Origin of the sequence: Actinoplanes sp. URMC 104, from assembly GCF_051386375.1 — a bacterium.
Classification (GTDB): Bacteria; Actinomycetota; Actinomycetes; order Mycobacteriales; family Micromonosporaceae; genus Actinoplanes.
This window is the reverse complement of record NZ_JBPQTO010000007.1, coordinates 393,500-418,667: the sequence shown is the minus strand read 5'-3', so window position 1 is coordinate 418,667 and position 25,168 is coordinate 393,500. Positions and strand designations below refer to the sequence as shown.

20 protein-coding genes and 1 tRNA gene are annotated in these 25,168 nt (G+C 73.3%); 15 read left to right on the top strand and 6 right to left on the bottom strand.

The features are described from left to right. Positions 1-129 precede the first annotated feature (129 nt). Entirely contained in the window at positions 130-1,074 is a 945-nt protein-coding gene (nrfD, locus tag ACSNN8_RS23545) for an NrfD/PsrC family molybdoenzyme membrane anchor subunit (protein ID WP_436651977.1), read from the top strand. On the opposite strand, the gene ACSNN8_RS23540 is transcribed toward nrfD, so the two are convergent. Beyond that, positions 1,058-1,456: a MerR family transcriptional regulator gene (locus ACSNN8_RS23540; protein WP_436651509.1), complete on the bottom strand. Its 399-nt coding sequence runs from the start codon at positions 1,454-1,456 to the stop codon at positions 1,058-1,060. The two genes, nrfD and ACSNN8_RS23540, sit on opposite strands and share 17 nt — an antisense overlap. A 33-nt stretch (positions 1,457-1,489) precedes the next feature. Beyond that, positions 1,490-2,509 carry a selenide, water dikinase SelD gene (gene selD, locus ACSNN8_RS23535; protein WP_436651508.1) on the bottom strand — a complete coding sequence of 340 codons (1,020 nt, stop codon included), beginning with the start codon at positions 2,507-2,509 and terminating at the stop codon, positions 1,490-1,492. Positions 2,510-2,560: 51 nt separating this feature from the next. Here selD and ACSNN8_RS23530 point away from each other — a divergent pair. Next, positions 2,561-2,654 (top strand) — tRNA-Sec (locus tag ACSNN8_RS23530). Between the two features lie 295 nt (positions 2,655-2,949). Next, on the top strand, positions 2,950-3,105 hold the full coding sequence (locus tag ACSNN8_RS23525) for an HAD hydrolase-like protein (protein ID WP_436651506.1): 156 nt from the start codon (positions 2,950-2,952) through the stop codon (positions 3,103-3,105). A 679-nt stretch (positions 3,106-3,784) separates the two neighbouring features. Here ACSNN8_RS23525 and ACSNN8_RS23520 read toward each other — a convergent pair. Further along, on the bottom strand, positions 3,785-4,687 hold the full coding sequence (locus ACSNN8_RS23520; protein WP_436651504.1) for a LysR family transcriptional regulator: 903 nt from the start codon (positions 4,685-4,687) through the stop codon (positions 3,785-3,787). 71 nt (positions 4,688-4,758) lie between these two features. On the opposite strand from ACSNN8_RS23520, the gene ACSNN8_RS23515 reads away from it, so the two are divergent. Beyond that, positions 4,759-5,190, top strand: coding sequence for a RidA family protein (locus tag ACSNN8_RS23515; protein ID WP_436651503.1), 432 nt, complete (start codon positions 4,759-4,761; stop codon positions 5,188-5,190). 113 nt (positions 5,191-5,303) lie between these two features. On the opposite strand, the gene selB is transcribed toward ACSNN8_RS23515, so the two are convergent. Next, the gene (gene selB / locus ACSNN8_RS23510) at positions 5,304-7,046 is read right to left on the bottom strand and encodes a selenocysteine-specific translation elongation factor (RefSeq protein WP_436651501.1); all 1,743 of its coding nucleotides are present in this window, start codon (positions 7,044-7,046) and stop codon (positions 5,304-5,306) included. Between the two features lies 1 nt (position 7,047). Then, on the bottom strand, positions 7,048-8,415 hold the full coding sequence (gene selA / locus ACSNN8_RS23505) for an L-seryl-tRNA(Sec) selenium transferase (protein WP_436651499.1): 1,368 nt from the start codon (positions 8,413-8,415) through the stop codon (positions 7,048-7,050). A 1,013-nt stretch (positions 8,416-9,428) separates the two neighbouring features. Between selA and ACSNN8_RS23500 the strand changes: the two genes are divergently transcribed. The 7 genes from ACSNN8_RS23500 (at position 9,429) to ACSNN8_RS23470 (ending at position 17,977) form a co-directional block, all read left to right on the top strand. Continuing rightward, complete coding sequence (locus ACSNN8_RS23500; protein ID WP_436651498.1) at positions 9,429-10,238, top strand: hypothetical protein; 810 nt, start codon at positions 9,429-9,431, stop codon at positions 10,236-10,238. Between the two features lie 72 nt (positions 10,239-10,310). After that, on the top strand, positions 10,311-13,109 hold the full coding sequence (locus tag ACSNN8_RS23495) for a BTAD domain-containing putative transcriptional regulator (RefSeq protein WP_436651496.1): 2,799 nt from the start codon (positions 10,311-10,313) through the stop codon (positions 13,107-13,109). Further along, on the top strand, positions 13,102-14,157 hold the full coding sequence (locus ACSNN8_RS23490) for a class I SAM-dependent methyltransferase (protein ID WP_436651494.1): 1,056 nt from the start codon (positions 13,102-13,104) through the stop codon (positions 14,155-14,157). The genes ACSNN8_RS23495 and ACSNN8_RS23490 overlap by 8 nt, the downstream gene beginning before the upstream one ends. 235 nt (positions 14,158-14,392) lie before the next feature. Continuing rightward, positions 14,393-15,040: a dienelactone hydrolase family protein gene (locus ACSNN8_RS23485; RefSeq protein WP_436651492.1), complete on the top strand. Its 648-nt coding sequence runs from the start codon at positions 14,393-14,395 to the stop codon at positions 15,038-15,040. Continuing rightward, entirely contained in the window at positions 15,037-15,687 is a 651-nt protein-coding gene (locus ACSNN8_RS23480) for a phosphoribosyltransferase (RefSeq protein WP_436651490.1), read from the top strand. The genes ACSNN8_RS23485 and ACSNN8_RS23480 overlap by 4 nt, the downstream gene beginning before the upstream one ends. Positions 15,688-15,732: 45 nt before the next feature. Continuing rightward, positions 15,733-16,923, top strand: a complete 1,191-nt coding sequence (locus tag ACSNN8_RS23475) for an MFS transporter (RefSeq protein ID WP_436651489.1) — start codon at positions 15,733-15,735, stop codon at positions 16,921-16,923. Positions 16,924-17,515: 592 nt separating this feature from the next. Then, positions 17,516-17,977 carry a hypothetical protein gene (locus tag ACSNN8_RS23470; protein WP_436651487.1) on the top strand — a complete coding sequence of 154 codons (462 nt, stop codon included), beginning with the start codon at positions 17,516-17,518 and terminating at the stop codon, positions 17,975-17,977. On the opposite strand, the gene ACSNN8_RS23465 is transcribed toward ACSNN8_RS23470, so the two are convergent. Beyond that, positions 17,978-19,144: a D-alanyl-D-alanine carboxypeptidase family protein gene (locus ACSNN8_RS23465; RefSeq protein WP_436651485.1), complete on the bottom strand. Its 1,167-nt coding sequence runs from the start codon at positions 19,142-19,144 to the stop codon at positions 17,978-17,980. A gap of 2,323 nt (positions 19,145-21,467) precedes the next feature. Here ACSNN8_RS23465 and ACSNN8_RS23460 point away from each other — a divergent pair. The 4 genes from ACSNN8_RS23460 to ACSNN8_RS23445 all read left to right on the top strand — a co-directional run bounded on the left by ACSNN8_RS23460 (position 21,468) and on the right by ACSNN8_RS23445 (position 25,148). Beyond that, positions 21,468-22,811: a ferredoxin reductase family protein gene (locus ACSNN8_RS23460; RefSeq protein WP_436651483.1), complete on the top strand. Its 1,344-nt coding sequence runs from the start codon at positions 21,468-21,470 to the stop codon at positions 22,809-22,811. Between the two features lie 149 nt (positions 22,812-22,960). Continuing rightward, positions 22,961-23,365 (top strand): SRPBCC family protein, encoded by a 405-nt coding sequence (locus ACSNN8_RS23455; RefSeq protein WP_436651481.1) that lies wholly within the window; start codon positions 22,961-22,963, stop codon positions 23,363-23,365. Next, on the top strand, positions 23,362-23,892 hold the full coding sequence (locus ACSNN8_RS23450; RefSeq protein WP_436651480.1) for a hypothetical protein: 531 nt from the start codon (positions 23,362-23,364) through the stop codon (positions 23,890-23,892). Before ACSNN8_RS23455 ends, ACSNN8_RS23450 begins: the two co-directional genes overlap by 4 nt. Before the next feature lie 200 nt (positions 23,893-24,092). Then, complete coding sequence (locus ACSNN8_RS23445) at positions 24,093-25,148, top strand: aldo/keto reductase (protein ID WP_436651478.1); 1,056 nt, start codon at positions 24,093-24,095, stop codon at positions 25,146-25,148. Positions 25,149-25,168 lie beyond the last annotated feature (20 nt).

Genomic DNA, 25,168 nt, shown 5'->3' with positions numbered 1-25,168 from the left:
CAGCGCGACGAGTCGCTGTCCCCGCCGCCGGCCGGTCGCCCCGGCAGCGGCCTGGCCCGCGACGAGGCGTCCGGCGGGCCGGTGCGCGACAAGGGCGGCAAGCGCGGCGGGGGCCGCGGGGACCGCTCGATGGTGCCCAAGGCCGACTTCCAGTCCTACTACGGCCGGCCGATCGTGCGGCCGCCGGTGTGGACCCACGACATCGCGATCTACCTGTTCACCGGCGGTCTCGCGGCGGGCTCCTCGCTGCTCGCGGCCGGCGGCCAGGCCTCCGGCAACCCTGCGCTGCGCCTGGCGGGCCGGGCCACCTCGCTGGGCGCGCTGGGCGCCAGCACGTTCTTCCTCATCAAGGACCTCGGCCGGCCGGATCGCTTCCACCACATGCTGCGGGTGGCCAAGCCGACCTCGCCGATGTCGGTGGGCACGTGGATCCTCAGCGCGTTCGGCGGCGCCGCGGCGGTGGCTGCGGCCGCCGAGGTCGCGCCGTTCCTGCCGTCGGACGGGGTGCTCGGGCTGGCGCGGCGGGTGCTGCCGCCGGTGGGCGCCGCCGCGGGGTACGGCGCTGCCGCGCTCGCGCCGGGCCTGGCGACGTACACCGCGGTGCTCTTCGCCGACACCGCCGTGCCGAGCTGGAACGCCGTGTACCCGGACCTGCCGTTCATGTTCGCGGGCAGCGCCCTGGCCAGCGGCGCCGGCGTCGGGCTGATCGCCGCGCCGGGCCGGCCGGCGGTGCGGATGGCGGCGATCGGCGCCGCGGTCGAGCTGGCGGCCGGGCATCGGGTCGAGACCGCGTACGGACTGGTCAGCGAGCCCTATCACCAGGGCCGGCCGGGCAAGCTGCTCAAGGCCGCGCGCGCGTTGACGGTGGCCGGGGCGGTCGGGGCCGTGGTGGGGCGGCGCAGCCGGGTCGTGTCGGCGCTCGCCGGGGTGTCGCTGCTGGCGGGCTCGCTGCTGACCCGGTTCGGGGTGTTCGAGGCCGGCGTCGAGTCGGCGAAGGACCCGCGCTACACCGTCGTGCCGCAGCGGGAGCGGCTCGCCGAGTCCGGCGGTCGGAAGGTCAACGGCCCGTCCTGACCGCCGCCTCCTCCGCCTGACGGGCCATGTCGCCGTAGTAGGCGATCTTGTAGTCGAGCATGGTGAGGTCCTGCTGGAGCTCGGCGATGTGCGCGAGGACCCGTTCGCGGTGCTCGACGAACAGCTGCAGCCGCTCGCCCATGGTGTGGTCGCCGGCGCGCACCATCTCGGCGTAGCGGCGCATGTCGCGCACCGGCATGCCCGTGCCCCGCAGGCGGATCAGCAGCTTGAGCCAGCCGATGTCGTCCTCGCAGTAGCGGCGGCGGCCCGCGGTGTCGCGCTCCACGGGCGCGACCAGGCCCTCCTGCTCGTACCAGCGCAGCGTGTGCACGGTGAGCCCGACCAGCTCGGCCGCCTCGCCGACGGTGAGTCCGTTCGCCATGGGCCGAGTTTTTCAGTTCGAGTGCACTCGAAGTCAACCCCGCACGTCGAGGGTCGTGCCGTCGGCGCGGCCCGGCAGCAGCTCGCCGATCACCGGGTAGCCCGGCACCTCGCCGGCCACCAGCAGCCCGCCGCTCGTCTGCGCGTCGGCGAGCAGCAGCAGCTCGTCCTCGGAAACCGCGGCGTTCAGATGCGGACGTACCCAGTCCAGGTTGCGGCGCGTGCCGCCGCTCACGTAGCCGTCCCTCAAGGCCTCGCGCGCGCCGTCGAGGTACGGGACCTTGGAGGCCTCGATGCGGGCGGTGACGCCGCTGGCGCGGGCCAGCTTGTGCAGGTGGCCCAGCAGGCCGAAGCCGGTCACGTCGGTCGCGCTGCGGGCGCCGGCCCTGAGCGCCGCCGCCGCGGCCGCCAGGTTGAGCGTGGTCATCGCGTCGACCGCCTGCGGGAACACCTCACCGGTCGCCTTGTGCCGGCTGTTGAGCACACCGATGCCGAGCGGCTTGGTCAGCGTGAGCGGCACACCCGCGACGGCCGCGTCGTTGCGCATCAGCCGCTCCGGGTCGGCGATGCCGGTGACCGCCATGCCGTACTTGGGTTCCGGGTCGTCCACGCTGTGCCCGCCCGCGAGGTGGCACCCCGCCTCCCGCGCGATCGCCAGCCCGCCCGCCAGCACCTCGGCCGCGAGCTCCATCGGCAGCAGGTCGCGCGGCCACGCGAGCAGGTTCACCGCCACGACCGGCGTGCCCCCCATCGCGTACACATCGGACAGGGCGTTCGCCGCCGCGATGCGACCCCAGTCGTACGCATCGTCCACCACCGGCGTGAAGAAGTCCGCGGTCGCCACCACCGCCGTGCCGTTGGCCAGGCTCACCACGGCCGCGTCGTCCCCATCGTCGAGGCCGACCAGCAGCTCGCCGGGCCCCTTCGGCGTGCCCGTGCCGACCAGCCCCGCCACCACCGCTTCCAGCTCCCCGGGCGGTATCTTGCAGGCGCAGCCGCCGCCGTGCGCGTACTGGGTCAGCCGGGGCGCATCCGTGGTCGTCACACCGACCACTCTGGCACGCCGCCGCGGGTGGCGCCCGCCGGGGCGTCTAGGCTGACCAACGGAGGCGTTCAGGTGGCTGGTGCCCCTCCCGGTCTTCAAAACCGGTGTGGCCCGGCATCCGGGCCAGGCGGGTTCGATTCCCGTCCGCCTCCGCTGATCGGTCGGAAACCCCGGCTGAGCTGGTGTTTCACCGCTCGGCCGGGTTCTCGCGCATGGGCGTCGCTGTCGCACTGGTACCCACCGCAACCCACTGCGTCTCAGGAGCTGCGGCAGATACGCGGCGAATCTTCCCCTCAGGTTTGGTCGCTTGCGGCAGGCCCAGCGCGTCAGCGATCCGGCGCCGCGCCAGGTGCTCCTGCCCGTCGCAGTCGAAAGGTAACTGGTAAGTCGCAGCCTTGCCGCGCACGTCTTAACGACGCTCGGGCGTCCGAATCATCGAGCCACATCAGATGAACCGGACCCGGAGATCCTGCCGGCAGCTGCGACCAAGCTGCGACCCCAAGCCCGCTGACTGCACCTTGATCGGCGACTCGCTCACCGACGTTGGAGCTGCATGGGCGGCAGGAATAAGCGTGATCGGATATGCCGACCAGGCTTGGAAGTAAACGCTTTCCGCGGCGTAGATGCCGTCGTTACCTATATGCAAGAAATAGTGCAGGCGCTAACAAGACGGGTGGTAGAAGTACTCAACTCGGTCAGGCTGCTGTCGACGGGAAGCCCGTGTCTAAGGTGAAGCTGATGCGGTGGGCGGTAGTCGAACGGAAGAAGCCGACCGTTGGCCCCGAACGCTGGCCAGTGGCTCATAGACCAAGTCGGCTCGCTACTGGCGCCATCTGCGGCCACGACCTCACGAACGCGACATTCGTCCCAGACGAAGAGCTCCCGAAAGACGCCCGGAAGTGCGATAACTGTGAACGCCGCCATGATGAACGGCTCGACGCGGCGCGACGGGAGCATGAGCGAGACGAGCGTCGCCATGAATGGATTTTCCGTCGGTACGGCCCAAGGCCCGAGGCAAATGGGCCTTGGCCTCGGCGTCCGCGGCAATGAAGTTAGATCAGTAACGATCTCGTTGTCGGATGCCTGCGAGGGACCACGCCGCCCCTCTTCCGACTTAACTGCGGCAAATCCGTGGCAACGAAGGTTCAGTACAACACGTTGACGCGGGTGGGCACTTGCATCCAGTTAGGTCTCAGAACCGCTGTGGCTCGGCATCCGGGCCAGGCCGGTTCGATTCCCGTCCGCCTCCGCTTCTCGTTTCGCCTGCCCGGCCGGAGGGCCGCCCTATCTGGTCCAGAGGGAGTCGGCTGCGGCGGTGAGCAGGGGTAAGAAAGCCCGTACCGCTGCGGAGTCGGCGCGGTCGGTGGGGGTGGCGGCGGAGATGCGGCGTACGGGGGCGTCGTCTTTGTGCAGGCGCAGCAGGGCTATGTCGGCGGGCTTGGTGCGCATGGCTAGGGCGGGGACGAGGGCCACCCCGAGGCCGGCGGCGACGCAGCCTAGCTTGCCGGTCCACTCGGCGGCGACGATGTCGATGCGAGGGCGGAAGCCCGAATGCAGGGCGGCGCGCAGCAGGGTTTCCTCGGCGTCGGCGGAGCCGGCGATGAAAGGGTCGGCGGCGAGGTCGGTCAGGCGGACGGTGCGGCGGCGGGCTAGCGGGTGGGTCCGAGGGACGGCCACCAGCAAGCGCTCGTCGAGGACGTGCCGCAGGTGGAAGCGGGTGGGGTCGACCGGGCCGGCGGGGGACGAGCTGACCACGGCGACGTCGACGTCGCCGTCGGAAAGGCCTTTCAGCAAGGTGGGGGTGAGGCCCTCGACGAGGCTGACGGCGACTTCGGGGTACGCCTTCCGGAAGCGCGCGAGGGCCCGGGGAACCAGGGCGGCGACGGCAGTGGGGAAAGCGCCTACCCGTAGGCGGCCGGCGCCCAGGGTGCGCAGGTCGTCGACGGCGCGGCGGGCGTCGGTGAGGCGGTCGAGGATGGCGTCGGCGTGGGGCAGGAGGGTGCGGCCTTCTTCGGTGAGCGTGACGCCGCGCGGCAGGCGGTCGAAAACGCGCGCGCCGAGCTCGGTCTCGAGGGCGCCGATCTGGCGGGACACGGCGGACTGTGTGTACTGCAGGCGCCGGGCGGCTGCGGAGATCGAGCCGAGGTGGGCGACGGTGCGGAAGACCTCGAGCAGCACGGTGTCCATGAGGGGCAAGCATGGCAGCCATGCCGGACATTCGTTAGGGGCATGGGGCGGCGGGGCCTAGCGTCGCCGGCATGGTGAAGATGAGTCTGGACAACCCGCCGGGCGTGGCGGCGCCGTTCGGGGACCGGTTCGCGCACGTGGCCCGGGTGGATGTGGCCGGCGGAGCGCTGCTGATGCTGGCCGGGCAGGTCGCCGTGGACGATGCGGGACAGGTGGTGGCGCCGGGGGACGCGGGCGCGCAGGCGGAGCGGATCTTCGAGATCGTCGCCGGGCTGCTCGAGGCGCACGGGTCGAGCCTTGCGGACGTGCTGTTCATCCGCACGTTCATGACCGACCTGGGGGACCTGCCGGCCTACGCGGCGGTGCGGCGGCGGCTCTTCCCGGCGGCGGAGGCGGGGCGCCCGCCGGCCAGCACGACCGTCGAAGTGAGCCGCCTGTTCCTGCCGGGGGCGGTGCTCGAGGTGGAGGTCACCGCGGTCGCGGGCGCCCCGAAGTTGGCATGATCCGGGGCTCGCCGCGGCGACGATCACCGCCCTGGTCCTGAGCCTTCACGCCCACCGAGGCGGCCGATCCGATTTGGACACCGCTGCGCCTTCGGGTCCCGGCGCGGCTGAGGTCAGCGCAGGCGGCGGCGGTCGTCCGGTAGACGTTCGGTGACCGTACGGCGATCGAGCAGTTCCAGCAGCGGCACCGCCACGCGGCGGGTGGTGCCGAGGGCGCGCCGGGCCTCGCTGAGCGTGAACGGCTGGGGGATCGCGGCCAGCGCCCGGCCCGCCGCCTCCACGGCGCCCGCCGCCAGCACCACCTGGGGGGACAGCTGGACCACCAGGCCGGTGCGGGCGGCGGCGGCCAGCTGACGCGGGCCGAGGCCGAGCGCGGTCAGGTCGTACGCCTCGGGGGCCTCGAACGGGCCGAGCCCGTCGAACGCCTTGGCGACCAGCGCGACGAGCTCCTCCGGCGGCCCCGACTGCGCCGCGGCGACCCGGCCGCCGCGCAGCTGCAGCGGTGCGCGGACCAGCGCGGTGACGAGGGTGCGGTCGGGCAGGCCGAGGCGGTGCCGCAGCGCGTCGATCGGCATGCCGGGCTCGAGGGGATGCTCGCGCAGGTACGACGTGACCTCGGCGGGCAGGCGCTCACCGAGCGATGCCCAGTGGGTGGGATCGGCGTACCAGTCGCCGGCCACGGGGGAGACGGACCCGGTCAGCGGTACGCCCATCGCGGTCAGCGTCTCGCCGCGGATCAGCCGGCGGCGGGACAGCTCGCCGGCCAGGTCGGGGCGGCCGGTCATCGACTCGAGAACGCCGGCGCGGGCGGCTGCGGCGCCGCGGCGCTGCAGGGTGGGCGGTGCCACGTCGAGGACGGTGACGCCGCCGGCGACGTGGTGCAGGCCCGGATCGCGCAGCAGGGCGCGGTCGCCGATGCGCAGCGGCAGGGCGCGGTTGAGGCGCAGCCGGGCGGTGTCGGGGCCGAGGGGGCGTACGCGTACGGGAACGGCTGCCGACCCGGCGTGCAGGGTCATCGTTGCGGGCAGGTCCGCGGCGGCGTCGCCGTGCACGCGGACGTCGACCAGGTCGGTGGGACGGAACCGGCCGGGCGTGAGCAGGGCGTCGCCTCGGCTCACGTCGTCGCGCGGAGTGCCCCGCAGGTTGACCGCGACGCGGGCGACGGCCTCGACGGAGTCGGCGGAAGTGCCGAGCGACTGCAGACCGCGTACGCGGACCACTGTGTCGCCGAGCGCGAGCTCGTCACCCGTGCGCAGAACGCCGGCGCCGAGCGTGCCGGTGACGACGGTGCCCGCGCCCTTGACCGTGAACGCGCGGTCGATCCAGAGCCGCACCGGTTCGTCGAGCGAGGGCGCGGGCAGGGCGGCGATGAGGTCGTCGAGGGCGGTCCGCAGCTCGTCCAGCCCCTCGCCGGTGAGCCCGCTGACCGCGACGGCGGGCACGGCGCCCAGCGGTGTCGCGGCGATCCGGGCGCGGGCGTCCGCCAGCGCGGGAGCGGGGTCGGCGAGGTCGCTGCGGGTGACGACGAGCAGACCATGGCGTACGTCGAGGGCCGCCAGCGCCGCGAGGTGCTCGGCCGACTGGGGCATCCAGCCCTCGTCCGCCGCCACGACGATCATCGCCGCGGGCACCGGTCCGATGCCGGCGAGCATGTTCGGCACGAAGCGCTCATGCCCGGGAACGTCGACGAACGCGACCGTCTCGCCCGAGGAAAGCGTTGTCCAAGCGAACCCGAGGTCGATCGTCATGCCCCGGCGGCGCTCCTCGGCCCACCGGTCGGGCTCCATGCCGGTCAGTGCCCGCACCAGCGTCGACTTGCCGTGGTCGACGTGTCCCGCGGTGGCCAGTACGTGCATGTCAGCCCACCCTCGGGGCGACGGACAGGACCATGTCGACCACGGTTGCGTCGGCCGAGGGCGGCACGCAGCGCAGGTCCAGCAGCAGGCGGCCGCGCTCGACGCGCCCGACGACGGGAGTGGCCGCGGCGCGCAGCGGGGACGCGTACGCCGAAGGCAGCGACAGCGACCACGACGGGAGCGTGACCTCCGGAGCTCCGCCGCCGCCCACCACCGCGGCCGACTCCACCAGATCGGCGGGCACACCGGCCTCGGCGAGCAGCTTGTGGGCGTGCTCCGTGCGGTCGCGCAGCACGGCCGGGTCGAGGCGCAGCGCGTCCCAGGTGGGGGTCGACGGGCCCGCGAGGGTGGCCTGCAGGGCGGCGAGGGTGAGCTTGTCGACGCGCAGCGCCCGGGCCAGCGGGTGCCGCCGCAGCCGCTCGACCAGCGGCGCGGAGCCCAGCAGCAGGCCCGCCTGGGGGCCGCCCAGCAGCTTGTCGCCGCTGGCGATGACCAGGTCGGCGCCGTCGGTCAGCGTGGTGTCCGCGTCCGGCTCGTCGGGCAGCAGCGGGTCGGGGCGCAGCAGGCCCGAGCCGATGTCCGCGACCAGCGGCACCGGCAGGGCCGCCAGGTCGCGGATCGACGCCGAGCTGGTGAAGCCGCGGACCACGAAGTTCGACGGGTGCACCTTGAGGAGGAAGGCGGTTTCCGGGCCGATCGCCTGCTCGTAGTCGCGGACAGTCGTGCGGTTGGTGGTGCCCACCTCGCGGAGCCGGGCGCCCGTCGACTCGAGCAGGTCGGGCAGCCGGAAACCGTCGCCGATCTCCACCATCTCGCCGCGGCTCACAATGATCTCCCGACCGCCGAGGCGCTGCTCGCCGCCGCGCTCCCAGCCGTTGGGGCGTTCGCTGCCGTGCTCTCCGCCGGCGGCCAGGGCGGTCGCGGCGAGCACCAGCGCGGCGGCTCCGTTGTTGACCACGTGCACGTCGCCGGCGGCCGGGACGGCTCGGTGCAGGGCGGCGAGGGCGGTGCGGCCCCGCTTGGCGCGGCGGCCGGTGACCAGGTCGAGCTCCACGTCGGTGTGCCCGGCGGCGGCCACGACGGCGTCGCGCGCGGCCGGGGAAAGCGCTGCCCTGCCCAGGTTCGTGTGCAGGACGACCCCCGTGGCGTTCAGCACCGGCCGCAACCCACCGGGCAGGGCGGCCAGCGCGGCGCCGACCACGTCGTCGGGCTCGAGCTCCCCGGAACGTACGCGGGAAAGCGCTTGCACCACTGCCGCCTTGACGGCCGCGCGGCCCTCGGCCTCGGTCGCCGCGGCCAGGCGGGGATCGGCCAGGACCACATCCGTACGCGGCACGCGCCGCCGCGGGTCCGTCGGGGCCTCACCCATGTCCGCTCCTCTCGACCCGCACCCGGATGCCCGGAAAGCGCTGTCCGATGCGTGAAAACTACCCGCCGGCGAGCCGGGGACGGCCGACCGGCCGGGCGTTGCGCGTTCGGGCTGTCGGTGCGCGTTCGGCACTCGCGGATTGTGCGTGTTGTTCGACGTTCGGCGTTGACGCGGTTCGGCATGGTGTTGCGCGTTCGGTGTTGTCGCGGTCCGCGTGTTGTTGCCTGCTCTGAGCGATGTTGCGCGTTCGGCCTCTGCGGGTTCGCCGGTGCGCGTTCGGCACTGGCGGCTGGGGCGTGCCTCTGCGCCTTGGACGTTGGCGGTCCAGCGTGTTGATGGGTGCGGCGGGATGTCGTGCATTGGCATTCGCCGGTTGGTGCGTTGCCGCGTACCCGGCGTTGTCGCGGGCTGGCCAGTTGTCGCGGTCCCGGTGCGTTGGAGCGTGTTGATGCGCGTTGGGCTGGTTGGCGCGTTGGGCTTGTTGGTGCTGGGTCGGCGCTTGCGGTCCGGCGCGGTGATGTGCATGGGGCGGCGCGGTGATGTGCATGGGGCGGTGCGGCGCGGTGGTGCGCGTTGGGCGGTGCGGCGCGGTGGTGCGCGTTGGGCGGTCCGGCGCGGTGGTGCGCGTTCGGCGTGTTGTTGCTGGTTCGGTACTTGCAGTCCGGGGCGTTGGTGCGCGTTCGGCGTGTTGTTGCTGGTTCGGTACTTGCAGTCCGGGGCGTTGGTGCGCGTTCGGCGTGTTGTTGCTGGTTCGGTACTTGCAGTCCGGGGCGTTGGTGCGCGTTCGGCGTGCTGTTGCTGGTTCGGCACTTGCGGCCCGGGGCGTTGGTGCGCGTTCGGCGTGTTGGTACTGGTTCGGCACTTGCGGTCCGACGCGTTGTTGCGCGTTCGGCGTGTTGGTGCGCGTCGGACTGTTGTGCGCTTTTCCACGCTGATGAGCTGGATCTTTGTCGGCCGGGTGGACGTTGCGGGCCAGTTCGATCATGGAGTGGGATGGCGGGCCTGGGGGTGACATGCGGCTGGAAGTGGACTGGCACGACAACGGGGCGCTGATCTGGACGTGGCCGCTCGCGTTGATCGTGGGGGCGGCCGGGGTGGCGCTGCTCGGTGTCGCCGTGTTCCTGCGGGACGGCACGGTCTCGATCTTCGGCGGGATTCTGCTCTTCGTCGCCGGTAGTGGGCGGATGTGCTCGGCCCTTGAGCTGCGGTATGCCGAGGTGGCCTTGGCGCAGCCGTCGGGTGTGGTGCACCACTCGGGTATCCGGCGGCGGTCGCTGCGCCGCAGCAGTGGGGTGCCATGGGTGACTGTGGCGCTCGGTGTGCTCGTGGTGGCTGCCGTCGCGTTGTCGGGGGACGGGCCTACGACGGTCGACGCGGAGACGATCGTTGCCCGTGGTGTGTTCTTCGGCGGTGGGGTGGGGCTGATCCTGTTCGGGGTGATGGTCGGGCCGGTCGCCGGGTTCGTGGTCACGCCGCAGCATCTGCACATCGACACGGCGCTGCACCGTGTGAGCGTGCCGCGGCGGCTGATCGGCGAGTTCGAGCACGGCGACTCCGACGTGCGGCTGCGACTGCGCGACGGCGACCACGTCGACATCCGCGTCGACTCGCCCATTCTGGAGTACACGTCGCGCGGCTACTGGATGAACGCGCGCTGCCGAGTCCGTACGGTCGAGAAGCTCGTTCGGATGCTGCAGGAGGTGCCGCCGGCGGAGTGCCCGGACGAAGGGGTCATCCGGCGGTGGCGTCCTGTCGTCATGGGCGGGGCGGGGGTCGTCGCTCTCGCTTCGCTCGGCGTGGGATGGGTGTTGCTCGTCGCCTGAGTCCGGGAGCGGCAGTGAAACGGGCCTGGCGGACGATGGCGTCGTCGAGGGTGTCGCTTTCAAGATGAGGGCGTGCACGTCGAGGTGGGACTGCTCGGGCCGGTCGAGCTGCGGCTCGGCGGGCGGCCCGCGCGGCTGACGGGGGCGCCGCAGAGGATCGTGCTGGCGCGGCTGGCGCTGGCGGGTGGGCGCGTTGTTCCGGTCGGGGACCTGATCGATGCGCTCTGGGACGACGAGCCGCCCGGTAACGCGGTGGGCAACCTGCACAGCTACGTTTCGCGGCTGCGCAGGCACACGGGCGGCGAGGTGATCTGCCGGGAGCCGGGGGGCTACCGGCTCGACCTGCCGGCGGAGGCGCTCGACACCGGCCGGGTGGAGCGGCTGGTCGCTGCGGCCCGCGAGCAGGCGCCGGCGGAGGCGGCGGGGACGCTGGCGGAGGCCCTCGGCATGTGGCGCGGCGATCCGCTGGCGGACGTTGCGGACCGGCTGGCGTTCGCGCCGGACGTCGCGCGGCTCGCCGAATGGCGACGGCACCTGCGCGAGGAGCACCTGGACCGGCGCCTGGACGCGGGGCAGGCGGCGGAGGCGCTGCCGGAGATCGAGGCGTACGCGACCGCGGAACCGATGCGGGAAAGGGCTTGCCTGCTGCTGATGCGGGCGCTGCACCAGACCGGGCGTACGGCGGAGGCGCTGGCGGCCGCGCGTGCGTACCGGGAAAGGGTCGTCGACGGGCACGGCGTGGACCCGTCGCCCGCGCTGGACGACCTGCAGAAGCGCATCCTCGCGGAGGATCCGGCGCTGAGGCCGGGAAAGGCCTTGCCCGCGCCGGCGCCGAGGCGGCGGGCCGACCGGTTCTTCGGGCGGCGCGAGGAGCTGCGGGCCTTGCGGGCGGCGCTTTCCGGCGGACGCGTGACCACGCTGGTCGGGCCGGGCGGGGTGGGCAAGACCCGGCTGATGACCGAGGCGCTGACCGGGCAGGAACTCGTGGTGGAGCTGGCGGAGCGGTCGGTGCCGGGCGACGTCGCGACCGCGGTGGCGGGAGCGCTGGGGTTGCGGTTCGCGCCGCGCGGCGGAGCGGCGGCCATCGCGGACCGGCTCGGCACGGCCCCGGCGCTGCTGGTGCTGGACAACTGCGAGCACCTGCTCGACGCCGTACGGGAACTGGTCGAGGAGATCGTCGCGAGGTGTCCCGGCGTACGCGTCCTGGCGACCTCGCGGCAGCGGCTCGGCGTGGCGGGGGAGCGGGTGCTGCGCGTCGGGCCGCTGCCGGAGGACGACCGGGTGGCGCTGTTCTGCGACCGGGCCGCTTTGCTGCGCGCCGACTTTCCGCGCGATGCCCGCAGCCGGGCGCTGGCGGCCGAGGTGTGCCGGCTGGTCGACGGGCTGCCGCTCGCGGTGGAGCTCGCCGCGCGGCGCGAGGCGGTGTTCGGGCTGGTCCACCTGCGCGACCGGCTGGGCGCGGGGCTGCAGGTGCTCGACCCGGCGCGCGGCGGCGACCGGGCCACCGCGGTGACGGCGACGGTCGAATGGTCGTACCGGCTGCTTGACCCGGCCGCGCAGCAGCTGCTCGACCGGCTGGCGGTGTGCCGCGGCGGCTTCGGGCTGGACGCGCTGCCGTTCTTCGGCGCCTCGGAGAGCCTGCTCGCCGAGCTGGTGGACGCCTCGCTGATCGGCTGTGACCTCGACGCGGACCCGCCGCGCTACCGGCTGCTCGAGACCGTACGGCACGTCGGCCTCGCCCACCTCGACGCCGACGCCGAGCGGGAGGCCCGCGACGCGCACGGGCGCTGGATGCTCGCCTTCGTCACCGACCTGCTGCGCCGCCAGCGCGTCCGCAACCCGCACACGACTCCCGCGCTGCGGCGCGAGCTGGGCAATCTGCAGGAGGCGCTGGCCTGGGCGGGCGACACGGACGAAGGCGCCCGGCTGGCCGCGTGGATCGCCGCCGCCTCCTCGGTGGCGCCCGACCCGGGGCTCACCGCGCAGCTCGTACGGCTGACGCCCCGGGCGGTCGAGACCGAGGCCGACGCGCTGCGGGCGCTCGCCGCGGGCGCGGGGGTCTGGCTCAACGGCCACATCGGCGAGGCCCAGCGGCTGCTCGGCGCCGCGGTCGATCGGCTGCCCACGGGTCACCCGCTGCGCCCGTCCGCCCTGCTGATCAAGATTTCCAACTCGATGTTCCGGGGACAGGCCGACGACGTACGGGCGGACGCGCTGCGCATGCGGGACGAGCCCCTGGCGGCGGGCTGGCTGCGCGCGACCGCGCTGTGCTGCGCGGCGCTGATGGACGCCTACGGCGGGGACGCGGCCGCGGGGCTGCGCCGGCTGGAGGCGTACGCGGAGGAACTGGATGTCGACCGGCTGGACGGCTTCGTGCCGTTCGCCCGCGGCGAGCTGCTCGCCGGCACCGATCCCGAGAGGGCGCTGAGCTACTACGACGAGTCGCTGCGGCGCACCGAGGCGGCCGGCTTCGACTACACCACGAACATCGCGCGGGTGGCGCGCGCCGCGGTGCTGATCCGCATGGGCCGCCGTGACCAGGCGATCGAGGCCTGCCGCAGTACGATCCGGCAGGTGCGCGCGGCCGGCATGACGGCCCAGCTGTGGACGATCCTGCGGCTCACGGCCGAGCTGCTGGGCGACCTGGGCGACGCGACGGCGGCCGCGCTGATCGTGGCGGCTGCCGACTCCGACCCGTACGCCCCGGCGGTCATGGGCCCGGACCGTGAACGCCTGGCCCGGCTGCGGGCGGGAGCCCGAGCTCTGCCCACGCCGCCCGCGGACATCGCCGCGTACGCCCTGGAACTGCTGGAGCAAGCGGCGAGCAAGCAGCCGGCAAGCGCCGGTCCCCATCCTCGGGACCATGACTGACACCCACATCGACGAGGCCCGCGTCGAGGCCTTCGCAGGACAACTCCTCACCGACGTCGCCGGCGCCGGCACCATCGCCCTCACGGTGATCGGCGACCGGCTCGGGCTCTACCGCGCGCTCACCGGCGCCGGCCCGACCACCGCCGCCAAGCTCGCCGCCGCCACCGGGCTGAACCCGCGGCTGATCGGCGAGTGGCTCGCCGCGCAGACCGTTTCGGGACATCTGGTCAGCGACGGCGAGACGTACGAGCTGCCGCTGGAGCACGCGCTCGCGCTGTCCGTGGTGGACTCCCCGGCGTACGTGGTGGGAGGCGCCGAGATCGTCGCGGGCTTCTACCTGACACTGGACAAGCTGGAGCAGGCCTTCCGCGGTGACGGCGGGCTGCCGTACGCGGACATGCCCGGCTGCGTGCACCACGGCATCGAGCGGTTCTTCCGGACGGCGTACGTGAACCACCTCGCGCAGACGTGGTTCCCGGCCGTGCCGGGGCTGGTGGAGAAGCTCGAGGCGGGCGCGCGGGTCGCCGACGTCGGCTGCGGGCACGGGGTGGCCTCGCTGCTCGTGCAGCAGACGTGGCCGGCCTCGACCGTGACCGGTTTCGACAGCCACGAGCCGTCGATCGCGGTGGCTCGGGCGAACGCGCTGGAGGCGGGCAGCCCGGTCACGTTCCGGGTCGCCGACGCGGCCGCGATCACCGGCGAGTTCGACGTGGTCGTGTTCTTCGACTCGCTGCACGACCTGGGCGACCCGCCGGCGGCGCTGCGGGCGGCCTACGAATCGCTCAGCGAGGGCGGGCTGGTCGTGGCGGTGGAGCCGTGGTCGGCCGACGACTTCACCACTGTGATCGGCAACCCGGTCGCGCGGGCGAACTTCAACGCGTCGACGGCGCTGTGCACGCCGGGGTCGCTGAGCCAGCCGGGCGCGTACGCCCTGGGGACGCAGGGCGGACCGGGAAAGCGCTTGCAGCTGCTGGCCGAGGCGGGCTTCACCGACCCGGTGGTGGCCGCCGACACCGGCTTCAACCTGGTTCTGGCCGCTCGACGCTGATCTTCTGGGGGCGCCGGCCGTCGCGCCTCGTCCTGACTGTCACGCTCGGCTTGACTGCCGCGCCCGGCCTCGGCCGTCGCGCCCGGCCGCGGCCGAGAGCCCGGGCCGACGGCCGGGCGGCGGTCACGTGTCCAACGCGTACGCCCGGCCGCGGTGGCGCGGATTCACCCTGGCAAGGCCTTTCCCGCAGCAAGTCGGACGTATAGGGCGTGCCCTCGGGGGTACGCCCTTGTCCATGTCCATCGTCAAGGAAAGGCGTTTCCCCACGGCGGGATGCGAGCTCGACGGTGACCTGACGCTGCCGGACGGGGCCACGGGCGTCGTCCTGTTCGCCCACGGCAGCGGCAGCTCGCAGCACAGCCCGCGCAACCGGACAGTCGCGGACACCCTCCACCGGCACGGCCTCGGCACGCTGCTGGTCGACCTGCTCACCTCCGACGAGGACGTGCAGGACGTCCGTACCCGGGAGATGCGCTTCGACATCGGGCTCCTCGCCGACCGGCTGATCGGCCTCACCGACTGGCTCAGCACGTCCGGCGAGACGGCGCATCTGCCGGTCGGGATCTTCGGCGCCAGCACCGGGGGAGCGGCCGCGCTCGTGTGCGCGGCGGCGCGCCCCGAGGCCGTACGGGCCGTCGTGTCCCGGGGCGGGCGGCCGGACCTCGCCGGGCCCGCCCTGGTGCAGGTGGACGCGCCGACCCTGCTGATCGTCGGCGGGGACGACGAGGTGGTGCTCGAGCTGAACCAGCAGGCCCGCGCCGTCCTGGCGGCGGTGGCGGAGCTGCGGGTCATCCCGGGCGCCACGCATCTGTTCGAGGAGCCGGGCGCCCTCGACGTGGTCGCCGAGGAGGCGGGAACGTGGTTCACGAAGCACCTGCGATGACCTTCGAGGACCGGGACGACGCGGGCCGGCAGCTGGCCGAGGCGATCGCCGCCCAGGTGCCCAAGCACCCCGGACCGGTGCCGCTGGTGCTGGCCCTGCCGCGCGGCGGGGTGCCGGTCGCCGTACGGGTCGCGGCCCGCATCGGCGGTGAGCTCGACGTGGTGGTCGCGCGGAAGATCGGGGCGCCGGGACGGCCGGAGTTCGGCATCGGCGCGATCGCCGAGGACGGCCCGCCGGTCTTCGACGAGGACAGCCTCGAGCAGCTCGGGCTGTCCCCGGCGGATCTCGAGGAGACGGTCGCGGCGGAACGTGCCGAGCTGAGCCGCCGGGTAAGGGCTTACCGCGGCGATCGGCCGCCGCCCGATCCGACCGGCCGCGATGTCGTGGTGGTCGACGACGGGCTGGCCACGGGGGTCACGGCGCGCGCCGCGCTGCGGTGGCTGCGCGGCCGCAAGCCGGAGCGGCTGCTGTTCGCCGCGCCGGTCTGCTCGCCGGTGGCCCACGACCGGCTGGGCGACGCCGCCGACACGGTCATCTGCCTCAGCTCGCCGCCCGGCTTCCGGGCGGTGGGCCAGTGGTACCGGAGCTTCGGCCAGCTCAGCGACGACGACGTCGAGACGGCGCTGAGAGGCTTCGCTCACACCTGACGGTAGCTGTGTACGAGCGTACATACGGTATGTACGCTCGTACGCATGACGACTCTGGCGGCCGTGCCCACCCGGCAGACGCGCCTGGCGCGCGCTGCCGTCGCCGCGTTGTTCCTCACGAACGGCGCGGTGTTCTTCAACGTTGTTCCGCGTTATCCGCAGATCAAGGCGGATCTCGGGGTGAGCAACGCCGTCTTCGGCACGGCGCTGGCCGCCTACCCGATCGGCGCGCTGCTGGCGGGTCTGCTCGCCGGCGCCTTCATCCGCCGCCTCGGATCCGCGCGCGTGGCCTCGTACGGCATCGTCGTGACCACCCTCTTCACGCTGCTGATCCCGTTCGCGCCGCACTGGGTCGCCTTCGCCGCCGTGCTGTTCTTCGTCGGCGCGCTGGACTCGGTCGTCGACGTCGCGCAGAACGCCCACGGCCTGCGGGTCCAGCGCCTGTACGGCCGGTCGATCCTCAACTCGCTGCACGGCGTCTGGAGCATCGGCGCGGTGCTCGGCGGGCTCATGGGCTCGGCCGCCGCCGGTCTCGACCTGCCGCTCGGGCTGCATCTGAGCATCTCGGCGGTGCTGTTCAGCGGGCTCGCGCTGCTCGCGTACCGCTATCTGCTGCGCGGCCCCGAGGACGCCGAGCGCACCGACGAGCCCGCCCCGGCCGGCCGGAGCTGGATGACCGGCGCGGCCCTACGGATGCTGGCCGCCCTGGGTGTGCTCGCCGCCGCGGGCGCGCTGGTCGAGGACGCCGGATCGTCGTGGGGCGCGCTGTTCTTCACCGACGAGCTGCACACCGGCGCGGCAACCGCCGGCCTGGCCGTCGTGGCGCTGCAGACCGCCATGACCGTCGGCCGCCTCCTCGGCGATCGCGTGGTGGACCGCTTCGGGCAGCGCACGGTGGTCCGGGTGGGGGGTGCGCTGGCGGCCGTCGGCATGGGGGTGGCGCTTGCCGTGCCGTCCGTTGATACCGCACTGGGCGGCTTCGCCCTCGCCGGGCTGGGCGTCGCCACGCTCGTGCCCGCCGCCATGCACACCGCCGATGAGCTGCCCGGTCTGCCGCCGGGGACCGGGCTGACCATCGTGAGCTGGCTGCTTCGGGGTGGGTTCCTGCTGTCGCCGCCGCTTGTCGGGTTCGTGGCCGACCAGAGCAGCCTGCGGGTGGGGCTGCTGACGGTCGTGCTGGCGGGCGTGCTGACGCTGGTGCTCGGCCGGGTTCTGGTCAACCGGCAGCACGCTTAGCGCTCGCGGGTTCGCCGCCCGGCCCGCGCCGCCTCATGCGGCTCGGGCGGGGCTTCGTGTAAGGCCTTTCCCACCTTCCGTCGGGCGCGGCTCAGTGCTTGGCGGCGGGGCAAGCCCTCCTGCGGTGCTGCCCGATGCGGGGGCCGTTGGTTGCGGTGGAGCCTTTGCTGCGCCGCCCCATCGTCCGATCGGCGCTGCGTTAGCGGTAAGGCCTTTCCCGCGCTGCCCGTTGTTGGCGGGCGCTCGGCTGCGCGGTAGGCCCTTTCCTGCGGTGCTGCGTTGGGCGGTAAGGCCTTTCTCGCGCTACCCGTCGTTGGCCTGCGCTCGGCTGCGGTGGAGCCTTTCTTACCGCCGCGTCGTGCGATCGGCGCTGCGTTGGGGGGTAAGCCTTCCCGCGCTGCCCCCGTCGTTAGCGGACGTTCGGTTGTGCGGTAAGGCCTTTCCTGTGGTGCCGCTTCATGCGGTGGTCCGTGGATGTCGCGGTCAGGATTTCCGCACTGCGGTGCGCCGATGCGCCGGTGCGCGGTTGCGCCGGATCGTGGTGGGCGGCGGTGGTGGGTTTCGCGGTCGGCTGGGCGGGAACGGCTGCATCATGCGTACCGGAATCCTGGCCGGCGCGGCGGCGGGTGCCGCTGGGTCCGCCGCCCTCAACGCCGTGACCTATCTCGACATGGCCATCCGGGGGCGGGCGAGCAGCAGCACCCCCGAGCAGACCGTCGAGGCGATCGAGGACCACCTGCCGGTCTCGGTTCCCGGCGAAGGTGAGACCCGCGAACACCGCGTCGCGGGCCTCGGCAGCCTGACCGGCATCGTGACCGGGGTCGGCATCGGCGCCGCCTTCGGCGTGTTGCGCCGGGCAGGCGTACGCCCACCCGCCCCGCTCGGAGCGTTGCTGATCGGCGCCACCGCGATGGCGTCGACCAACCTGTCGATGGCCGCGCTCGACGTCAGCGACCCGCGCACGTGGACCGCCGCCGATTGGCTGGCCGACCTGGTCCCGCACCTGCTCTACGGCGCGGTGACCGACGCTGTGCTGCGCTCGCTCGACCGCTGATCAATCCGTACGGGTCAGCCGCCACCACACGGACGGGTCGGAAGTCGGTGCGTCGGCGCGCAGATCGACCCGTACGCCCGAAGCCTCGACCGCGCCGACGGTCTGGCCCGCAGTGACCGAAGGACCCGGTGCGGAGGTCACTTCGACCGGGACCTTCAGGCCGGGCCAGCCCACCACTTGGAGGGGGGCCGCGGGCCGGACCGGGCTGGTGGCGCCCCAGCCGGTCTCCACATAGCCGACCGGCTCAGCCGGTAACAGCGTGTAGAGCTTCACGGTGTCACGCACCGATTGGAGCAGCGCGCGCACCTCGCGGTTGACATTGGCGAGCTGTTCCGGGGTGTGCAGGCCGGGCTGGTTGAAGACGGCGCCGACGACGGTCAGCTTCCGGCCACCCACCGTCAGATGGGCGGAGAACAGCAGGCAGCCGCCCGCCTCGTCGGTGGAGCCCGTCTTGATGCCGAAGACGCCTTCGACGCCCAGCAGGTCGTTGTAGTTCTGGATCTTCCCGGCGACCGGGATGGTCGCGCTGGGCATCGCGACGATCTCGGCGAACACCGCCGACTTCAGCGCCGCGCGAGCCAGTTTGACCTGGTCAGGCGCGGTGCTGACGGTGGTGGGCTGATAGCCGCTGGGGTCGGTGTACTTGGTCTTCGTCATGCCGAGCCCGGCCGCGGCGGCGTTCATCTTGCCGACGAACGCGGCCTCCGAGCCCGCGTCCCAGACGGCCAGCTGGTGTGCGATGTTGTTGGCGGACGGCAGCATCAGGGCCTCGATCGCGTCACGCTCGGTGAGCTTCTCGCCGGCCTTGACCGGTACGAGCGACTGATTGCTGGCGATCCGCGCCCGGTAGTCGGCCACGTCGGCCGCCGTCACGGTCAGCGACGGTCCCTCCTGGGCGCCGCTGAGCGGGTGGTCACGCAGGATGACGTACGCGGTCATGACCTTCGCGACGCTCCCGATGGGCGCCGGGTTGTTCCCGCCCGAACCGCCGATGCGACCCAGTCCTTCGACCAGGAGCTCGGCGGAACCTTCGTCGGGCCACGGAAGGTCCGCCTCCTCACCCGGAATGCGCATCGCCGCGGCCACGGTCGTCGCCAGGGTCGCGTTGGGCAGCGCACGCGTGAGCTGAGCCGTCGCCCCGCCTCCCAGCAGAACGACCAAGACCAACGCAACCAGTACGCCCACCGGCAGCCGACGCCGCCGAGCCGGCGCGGCGCCGTACGTCCGGGGCGGGACAGCGCTTTCCTGCGGGGCAGGCTTCGCGCCGCCGTAGACGTTGCCCGGGGTGACCGGCGGTTTCTGGGGGGCCGGCGGGATGGTGGCCCGGCCGGTGCTGCGCTTGGCGGGCGGTTGTGTCGCGGGTTCCGGCTCGGCGGCCGGCCGCGTCCGCGGCGCTGTGGACGGAGCGGCGGGCTCGCGGTGCGGTGCTGTGGGTGGAGCGCCGGGCTGGCGGGGTGGCGCCGTGGGTGGAGCGCTGGGCTGGGGGTGCGGTGCTGTGGATGGAGCGGGCTGGCGCTGTGGCTCTGTGGATGGAGCGGCGGGCTGGCGCTGTGGCTCTGTGGATGGAGCGGCGGGCTGGCGCTGTAGCGCCGTGGGCATGGTGGAGGGCTGGGTCCGCGATGGTGAGGGCGGAGCAGTGGGCTGGCGCTGTGGCGCTGTGGGGGCAGCGGCGGATTCGGGGCGTGGTGCTGTTCGTGCGGTGGCCGGCGGCGACGGCGGCGCGGCGGGCGGAGCAGCCTTCGGTCGTGACGCTGTGTATGAGGAGCCGTGTGGCTGCGGCGCTGTGGGCGGGGTGGCGGGCCCGCGTTGCGGCGTCGTCGACGGAACGGCGGTCTCGCCTTGCGGCGCTGTGGACGGACCGGCGGGCTGGGAGTGTGGTGCTGTGGATGGAGCGGCGACCTCGCGGTGCGGTGCTGTGGATGGAGCGGGCGGCTGGGAGTGCGGTGCTGTGGAAGGAGCGGCGGGCCTGTGTTGCGGCGCTGTGGACTGAGGGGCGGAGTGGGATCGCTCCGTTGGCGGCGTAGTGCCTGGGTTGAGTTGAGGCGTTGCTGACGCCGAACCTCGCGCCCCGGCCTGGTGAGATGGTGCCGCGGGGGTGGGTGCGGACGCGCGAGGCGTCGAGGCATGTTGGGTGGTCGGGGCCGCGGGTTGGGATGTGGCGGCTGGGCCCGAGCGAGCCGATGCGGTGGGCGTTATCGGCGCGGTCAGGTCGGGGTCGGTCGGCTGGTGTGGTGTGGCCGGCGTGCTGCGCGGCTTGGCGGGGACTGGGATGGAGCCGGCGGCTGGGCTCGCAGGGCGTTCCGGGGGTGTGTGGCGCTGCGTCGGCGGCTGCGGGGTCGGGGGGAGCAGCGTCGTGGCGTCCGGGTCCTGCGTCTGCGGCGCGGTCGGCGGGGGCTTCGGCGTCGGTGTGGCGGGGGTCTTGGGGCGTGCGGGAGGCGGTTCGGCGGGGACGCGGATGGAGGTGGCTGCCGCCTTCGAGGGCTGAGCCGGGGTGGGCGGGAGTGCTGCCGTGGCGTCGGGGTCGTCCTTGGCCGGCGGCCCCGAGGGGATGCGCGTGGTGACGTCGGCATCCTGCGCGGTGGGCGCAGCGAGGTCGGGGTTCTGCACGGGGCCGGACGCGTCGGGAGCAGACGGGCCGGCAGGTAGCGCGCTGTCTGCCGCTGCAGGCAGGGCCTGAGGCCGATCCGGGGCTTCGGCGGATGGAGGAGTCGAGGGCTCACCCGCCGTTGTGTCCGGGCCTGGCTGGTCTGCGCTTTCCTCTGCCGGCGGTGCGGGATGAGCCGTCGGGGAAGCGTCCTCGTGCGTCGACGGGTTCGCGGAATCCGGGCTGGGAGAGTCGGCCACGCTCGAGGCGGCGGCCGATGGATCGGGAACCGCTGTGGAGGCGGCGACCGGGGCTGGCGGCGTTGCGGGAGCTGTAGCCGGAGTGGGCGCTGGCGTTGGCAGAGTCGTCGCCGAGGCGGGTGGTGGCAGCGGGGGACTGGTCGCCGTAGTGGGTGGCGGCGCTGAGGGAGCCGTCGCAGGGGTGGGCGGCGGTGGAGGAGCTGTAGCCGGGGCAAATGGCGGCGCTGAGGGAGCCGTACCTGGGGTGGGTGGCGGCGCTGAGGGAGCCGTACCTGGGGTGGGTGGCGGCGGTGAGGAAGCCGTCGCTGGGGTGGGTGGCGGCGGTGAGGGAGTGGGCGAGGGCGCGGCCTGAGGGGGAACGGGCGCAGACGAAGGAGCAGGTAGGGCTTCGGTGGGGTCCTCGGGGGTGGGGGGCACCGCCGAAGGGATGGGCTGGGTTTCGTCTGTCGGCCTGGCCGGCTGCGTCACTACCTACTCCTTCCAGCCCGGCTGCCCGGGCGCCGGGGCCAGTATTGCGGGGCGGCGCCACCCGGCACGCGGCGGTGTCCGGCGGTGTGAACCGGCGGCGGGCGGGGTGTCGTGTGGGTGATTGCGCCGCGTCGGTGGGCGGGCGCTACTGGACGAGGGCACACGCCGGGGAGGGCCGATGCTCACCGCAACGCCACCACACGTGCGCCGGGCCGGGCAGGCCGGGGCGGCGTACGGGATGATTTGGGTCTTTCTGCTGCTCAACCTGGCGATCGTCGAGCTCATGCTGAGCCACCCGGGGCGGCCGGCGCCCAACACGCTCACCACGGTCGGGCGGGTGCTGGGGATGCACCTCGCGTTCGTGCTGGCGCTGCAGGTGCTGCTGGTCGCGCGTCTGCCGTTCCTGGACCGGCGGCTCGGCATGGACCGGCTGACGGCCTGGCACCGATGGACCGGGTTCACCGTCTTCTGGCTGGTGCTGCTGCACCCGACCTTCGTCCTGCTCGGCTACGCACGGCTGGGCGAAAGCTCTTTCCTGAGCCAGGTGCCGGTCCTCGCGCGGCAGATGCCGGTGCTCCTCGGCATGATCGCGGCAGGTCTGGTCGGCGTGATCGCGGTGACGTCGGTGCGGGCGGCGCGCCGGAGGCTCCCGTACGAGGCGTGGCACACCGTGCACCTGCTGACGTACGCGGTCGTGGTCCTCGGGGTGATCCACCAGGTGTACGAGGGGAGCGCGTTCAAGACCAACGACCTCACCCAGGCGTACTGGTGGGGGTTGTGGACGTTCGCGATCGGCGCGCTGATCACCGGGCGGCTGGTGCTGCCGCTGGTCCGCAACGCCCGGCACCGGCTGCGGGTGGCGGCCGTGGTGGCCGAGGCGCACGACGTGGTGTCGGTGCACGTGACGGGCCGCGACCTGCACAGGCTGCAGGCTCGCGCGGGGCAGTTCTTCCTGTGGCGCTTCCCCGGGCACAACCGCTGGTGGCAGGTGAACCCCTGGTCGCTGTCGGCGGCGCCGGACGGGCACTCGCTGCGGCTGACGGCCAAGGCGGTGGGCACGACCAGCGCGGGGCTGCGGGATCTGCCGGTCGGGACGAGGGTGTTCGCCGAGGGACCGTACGGGGCCTTCACCGCGGCGGGGCGCACGCGGCAGGACACGCTGCTGATCGCCGGCGGCATCGGCGTCACCCCGATCCGCGCGCTGCTCGAGGACCACATGCTGGACGGCGACATCGTCGTGCTCTACCGGGTGCGCACGCCTGCCGACGCCGTGTTGCTCGGCGAGCTGCGCAACCTGGCGCATCTGCGGGACGCCCGGCTGCATCTGATCACCGGGCGCACGAGTGGGGGCAACCAGCCGTTCAGCCCGGAGAACCTGCTCGCGCTCTGCCCCGACGTCGCAGAGCGGGACGTGTACGTGTGCGGGCCCGCGGCGATGACCGAGGCTGTGTTGCGCAGTCTGCGGTCGTTGCGCGTGCCGCCCCGCCAGTGCCACGCCGAGATGTTCCGGCTCGCGGGCTGAAGGCGCCGCGGTGAGGGCTGGCGCGAGCTGAAGGTGCGGCGGTGAGGGCTGGCGGGTCAGAGCGGGTGAGGGCGCGCGGAGGGCGTGACGGGGGAGGACCGAGGAGCGCCGGGGCTGCGGTGAGGGGATCACGGCGGGATGATCGGGGCATGACGACTGATACGGCGCATCTTGCTGAGCGTATCGACCGGGCGGTGAACGACGTCTATGCGTACGTGTCGGATCCGGCCAACCTGGCGACCTGGGCGCCGGGGCTGGGGAGCACGGTGGAGCAGGTCGAAGGTGTCTGGTACGTGCGGTCCGAGGGTCTGGGGCGGGCGCGCGTGGACTTCGCGCCGAGGAACGGGTTCGGCGTGCTCGACCACGTGGTGACGCTCGAGTCGGGCGAGACGTTCCTCAACCCGCTGCGCGTCGTCCCGTACGGGGAAGGGTCTGAGATCGTCTTTTCGGTCCGCCGGCAGCCGGGGGTGTCGGACGAGGAGTTCGCGCGCGACACCGGCGCGGTGGCCGCCGACCTGGCACGCCTCAAGGAGATCCTCGAGCGGGGACGATGAAGCGCCTGGCGATCCTGGGTGTCCTGGCGGTGGCGGCGTGCTCGTCGGAGCCGCCGGCGCCCGCACCGTCGCCGCGGTCGACGGCCGCTGCGATCGACTGTGCGCACGTGGTCGGCGGCGTGGAGGCGCCGGACGGCGGGCGGGTGGTGCTGGACGCGGTGGTGCTGCCCACGGCGCGGCTGCAGGCCGAGCCGGGCGAGCGGGGATGGCTGTTCGCGAAGACGGGGCTGCTGGTGCGCGCGGGCGTTCAGGTGGAGCTGGCGGTCGACCCGTCGGCGGTCGGTGACGCCACGATCGGCTGGGGGAGCCCGGGGCCGGAGGGTACGGCGGTGCAGGTGCCGGGCTGTGCGGGGGCGCATCCGTGGATCGCGTTCGCGGGCGGCTACACGGTGCGGGAGCCGATGTGCGTGCCGCTGATCGTGCGCGCGAACGGCAGGGAGGAACGGGCGTCGGTCCGCGTCGGCGCGGACTGCCCGGCCCAGCCGAGCGGGCGCACCGGGAGCGGCGCACCGAGAGCGGCGCGCTGAGAGCAGGCGCGCCGAGAGAGGCGCGCTGAGAGCGGGCGTGGAGAGAGCGGCGCGCTGAGAGCGGGCGTGCCGAGAGGGGGCGCGCCGCGAGCGGGAGCGCGAACGCCACGCCACGATGCGTTCTTGATCGCATTCGTTCCGGTGGACAGGGACGCGTGAGCGGGGAAAGGTGGGTTGCGGCTCAACAGGAGGAAGAGGGAATGACGATGCAGTACCGGCAGCTCGGCCGCACCGGCCTGAGGGTTTCGACGTTCACCCTGGGGACGATGGGCTTCGGCGGCACGGGGTGGGCCTTACCGGTCGGCAAGATCGACGTCGCGGGGGCGCGGGAGCAGCTCGCGATCGCGCGGGACGCGGGCGTCAACCTGATCGACACGGCGGACGTCTACTCAGCCGGCCTGAGCGAGGAGATCCTCGGCGAGGCGCTCGGCGACAGCCGCGACGACGTGCTGATCGCGACCAAGGTGCGGATGCCCATGGGGGACGGGCCGAACGACGCCGGCCTCTCCCGGCACCACATCATCCGCGGCGCCGAGGCGAGCCTGCGCCGGCTCGGCACCGATTACATCGACCTTTTCCAGGTGCACGAGTGGGACGGGCAGACCCCGCTCGAGGAGACGCTGACCGCGCTGGACGACCTCGTGCGCAGCGGCAAGGTGCGCTACATCGGCTGCTCGAACTACGCGGCCTGGCAGATGGTCAAGGCGCTCGGCGTCTCGGACGCCCGGCAGCTCGAGCGGTTCGCCAGCACCCAGGTGTTCTACTCGCTGGTCAACCGCGACATCGAGGCCGAGATCGTGCCGGCCTCGCTCGACCAGGGCGTCGGCATCCTGGTGTGGAGCCCGCTCGCGGGCGGCCTGGTGTCGGGCAAGTACCGGCGCGGTGTGCAGGCGCCCGAGGGCAGCCGGCACCTGTCGGAGTGGAGCGAGCCGCCGATCCACGACGAGGACAAGCTGTACGACACCATCGAGCTCGCCATCAAGATCGGTGAGTCGCACGGGGTGTCGGCGGCGCAGGTGTCGCTGGCGTACATCGCGCAGAAGCCGGGCGTGACCTCGCTGATCGTGGGCGCCCGCACGCCCGAGCAGCTGCGCGACAACCTCGCCGCGGCCGAGCTGGAGCTGACCGCGGACGAGGTCAAGGCGCTCGACGACGTGAGCGGCGAGCCGCTGCGCTACCCGTTCTGGCACCAGCGCAACACCAGCTCCGACCGGCTCAGCGCCGCCGACCTGACGCAGATCGCCCGTCACCTCTAGGGGTACGGGCCGGGGATCGC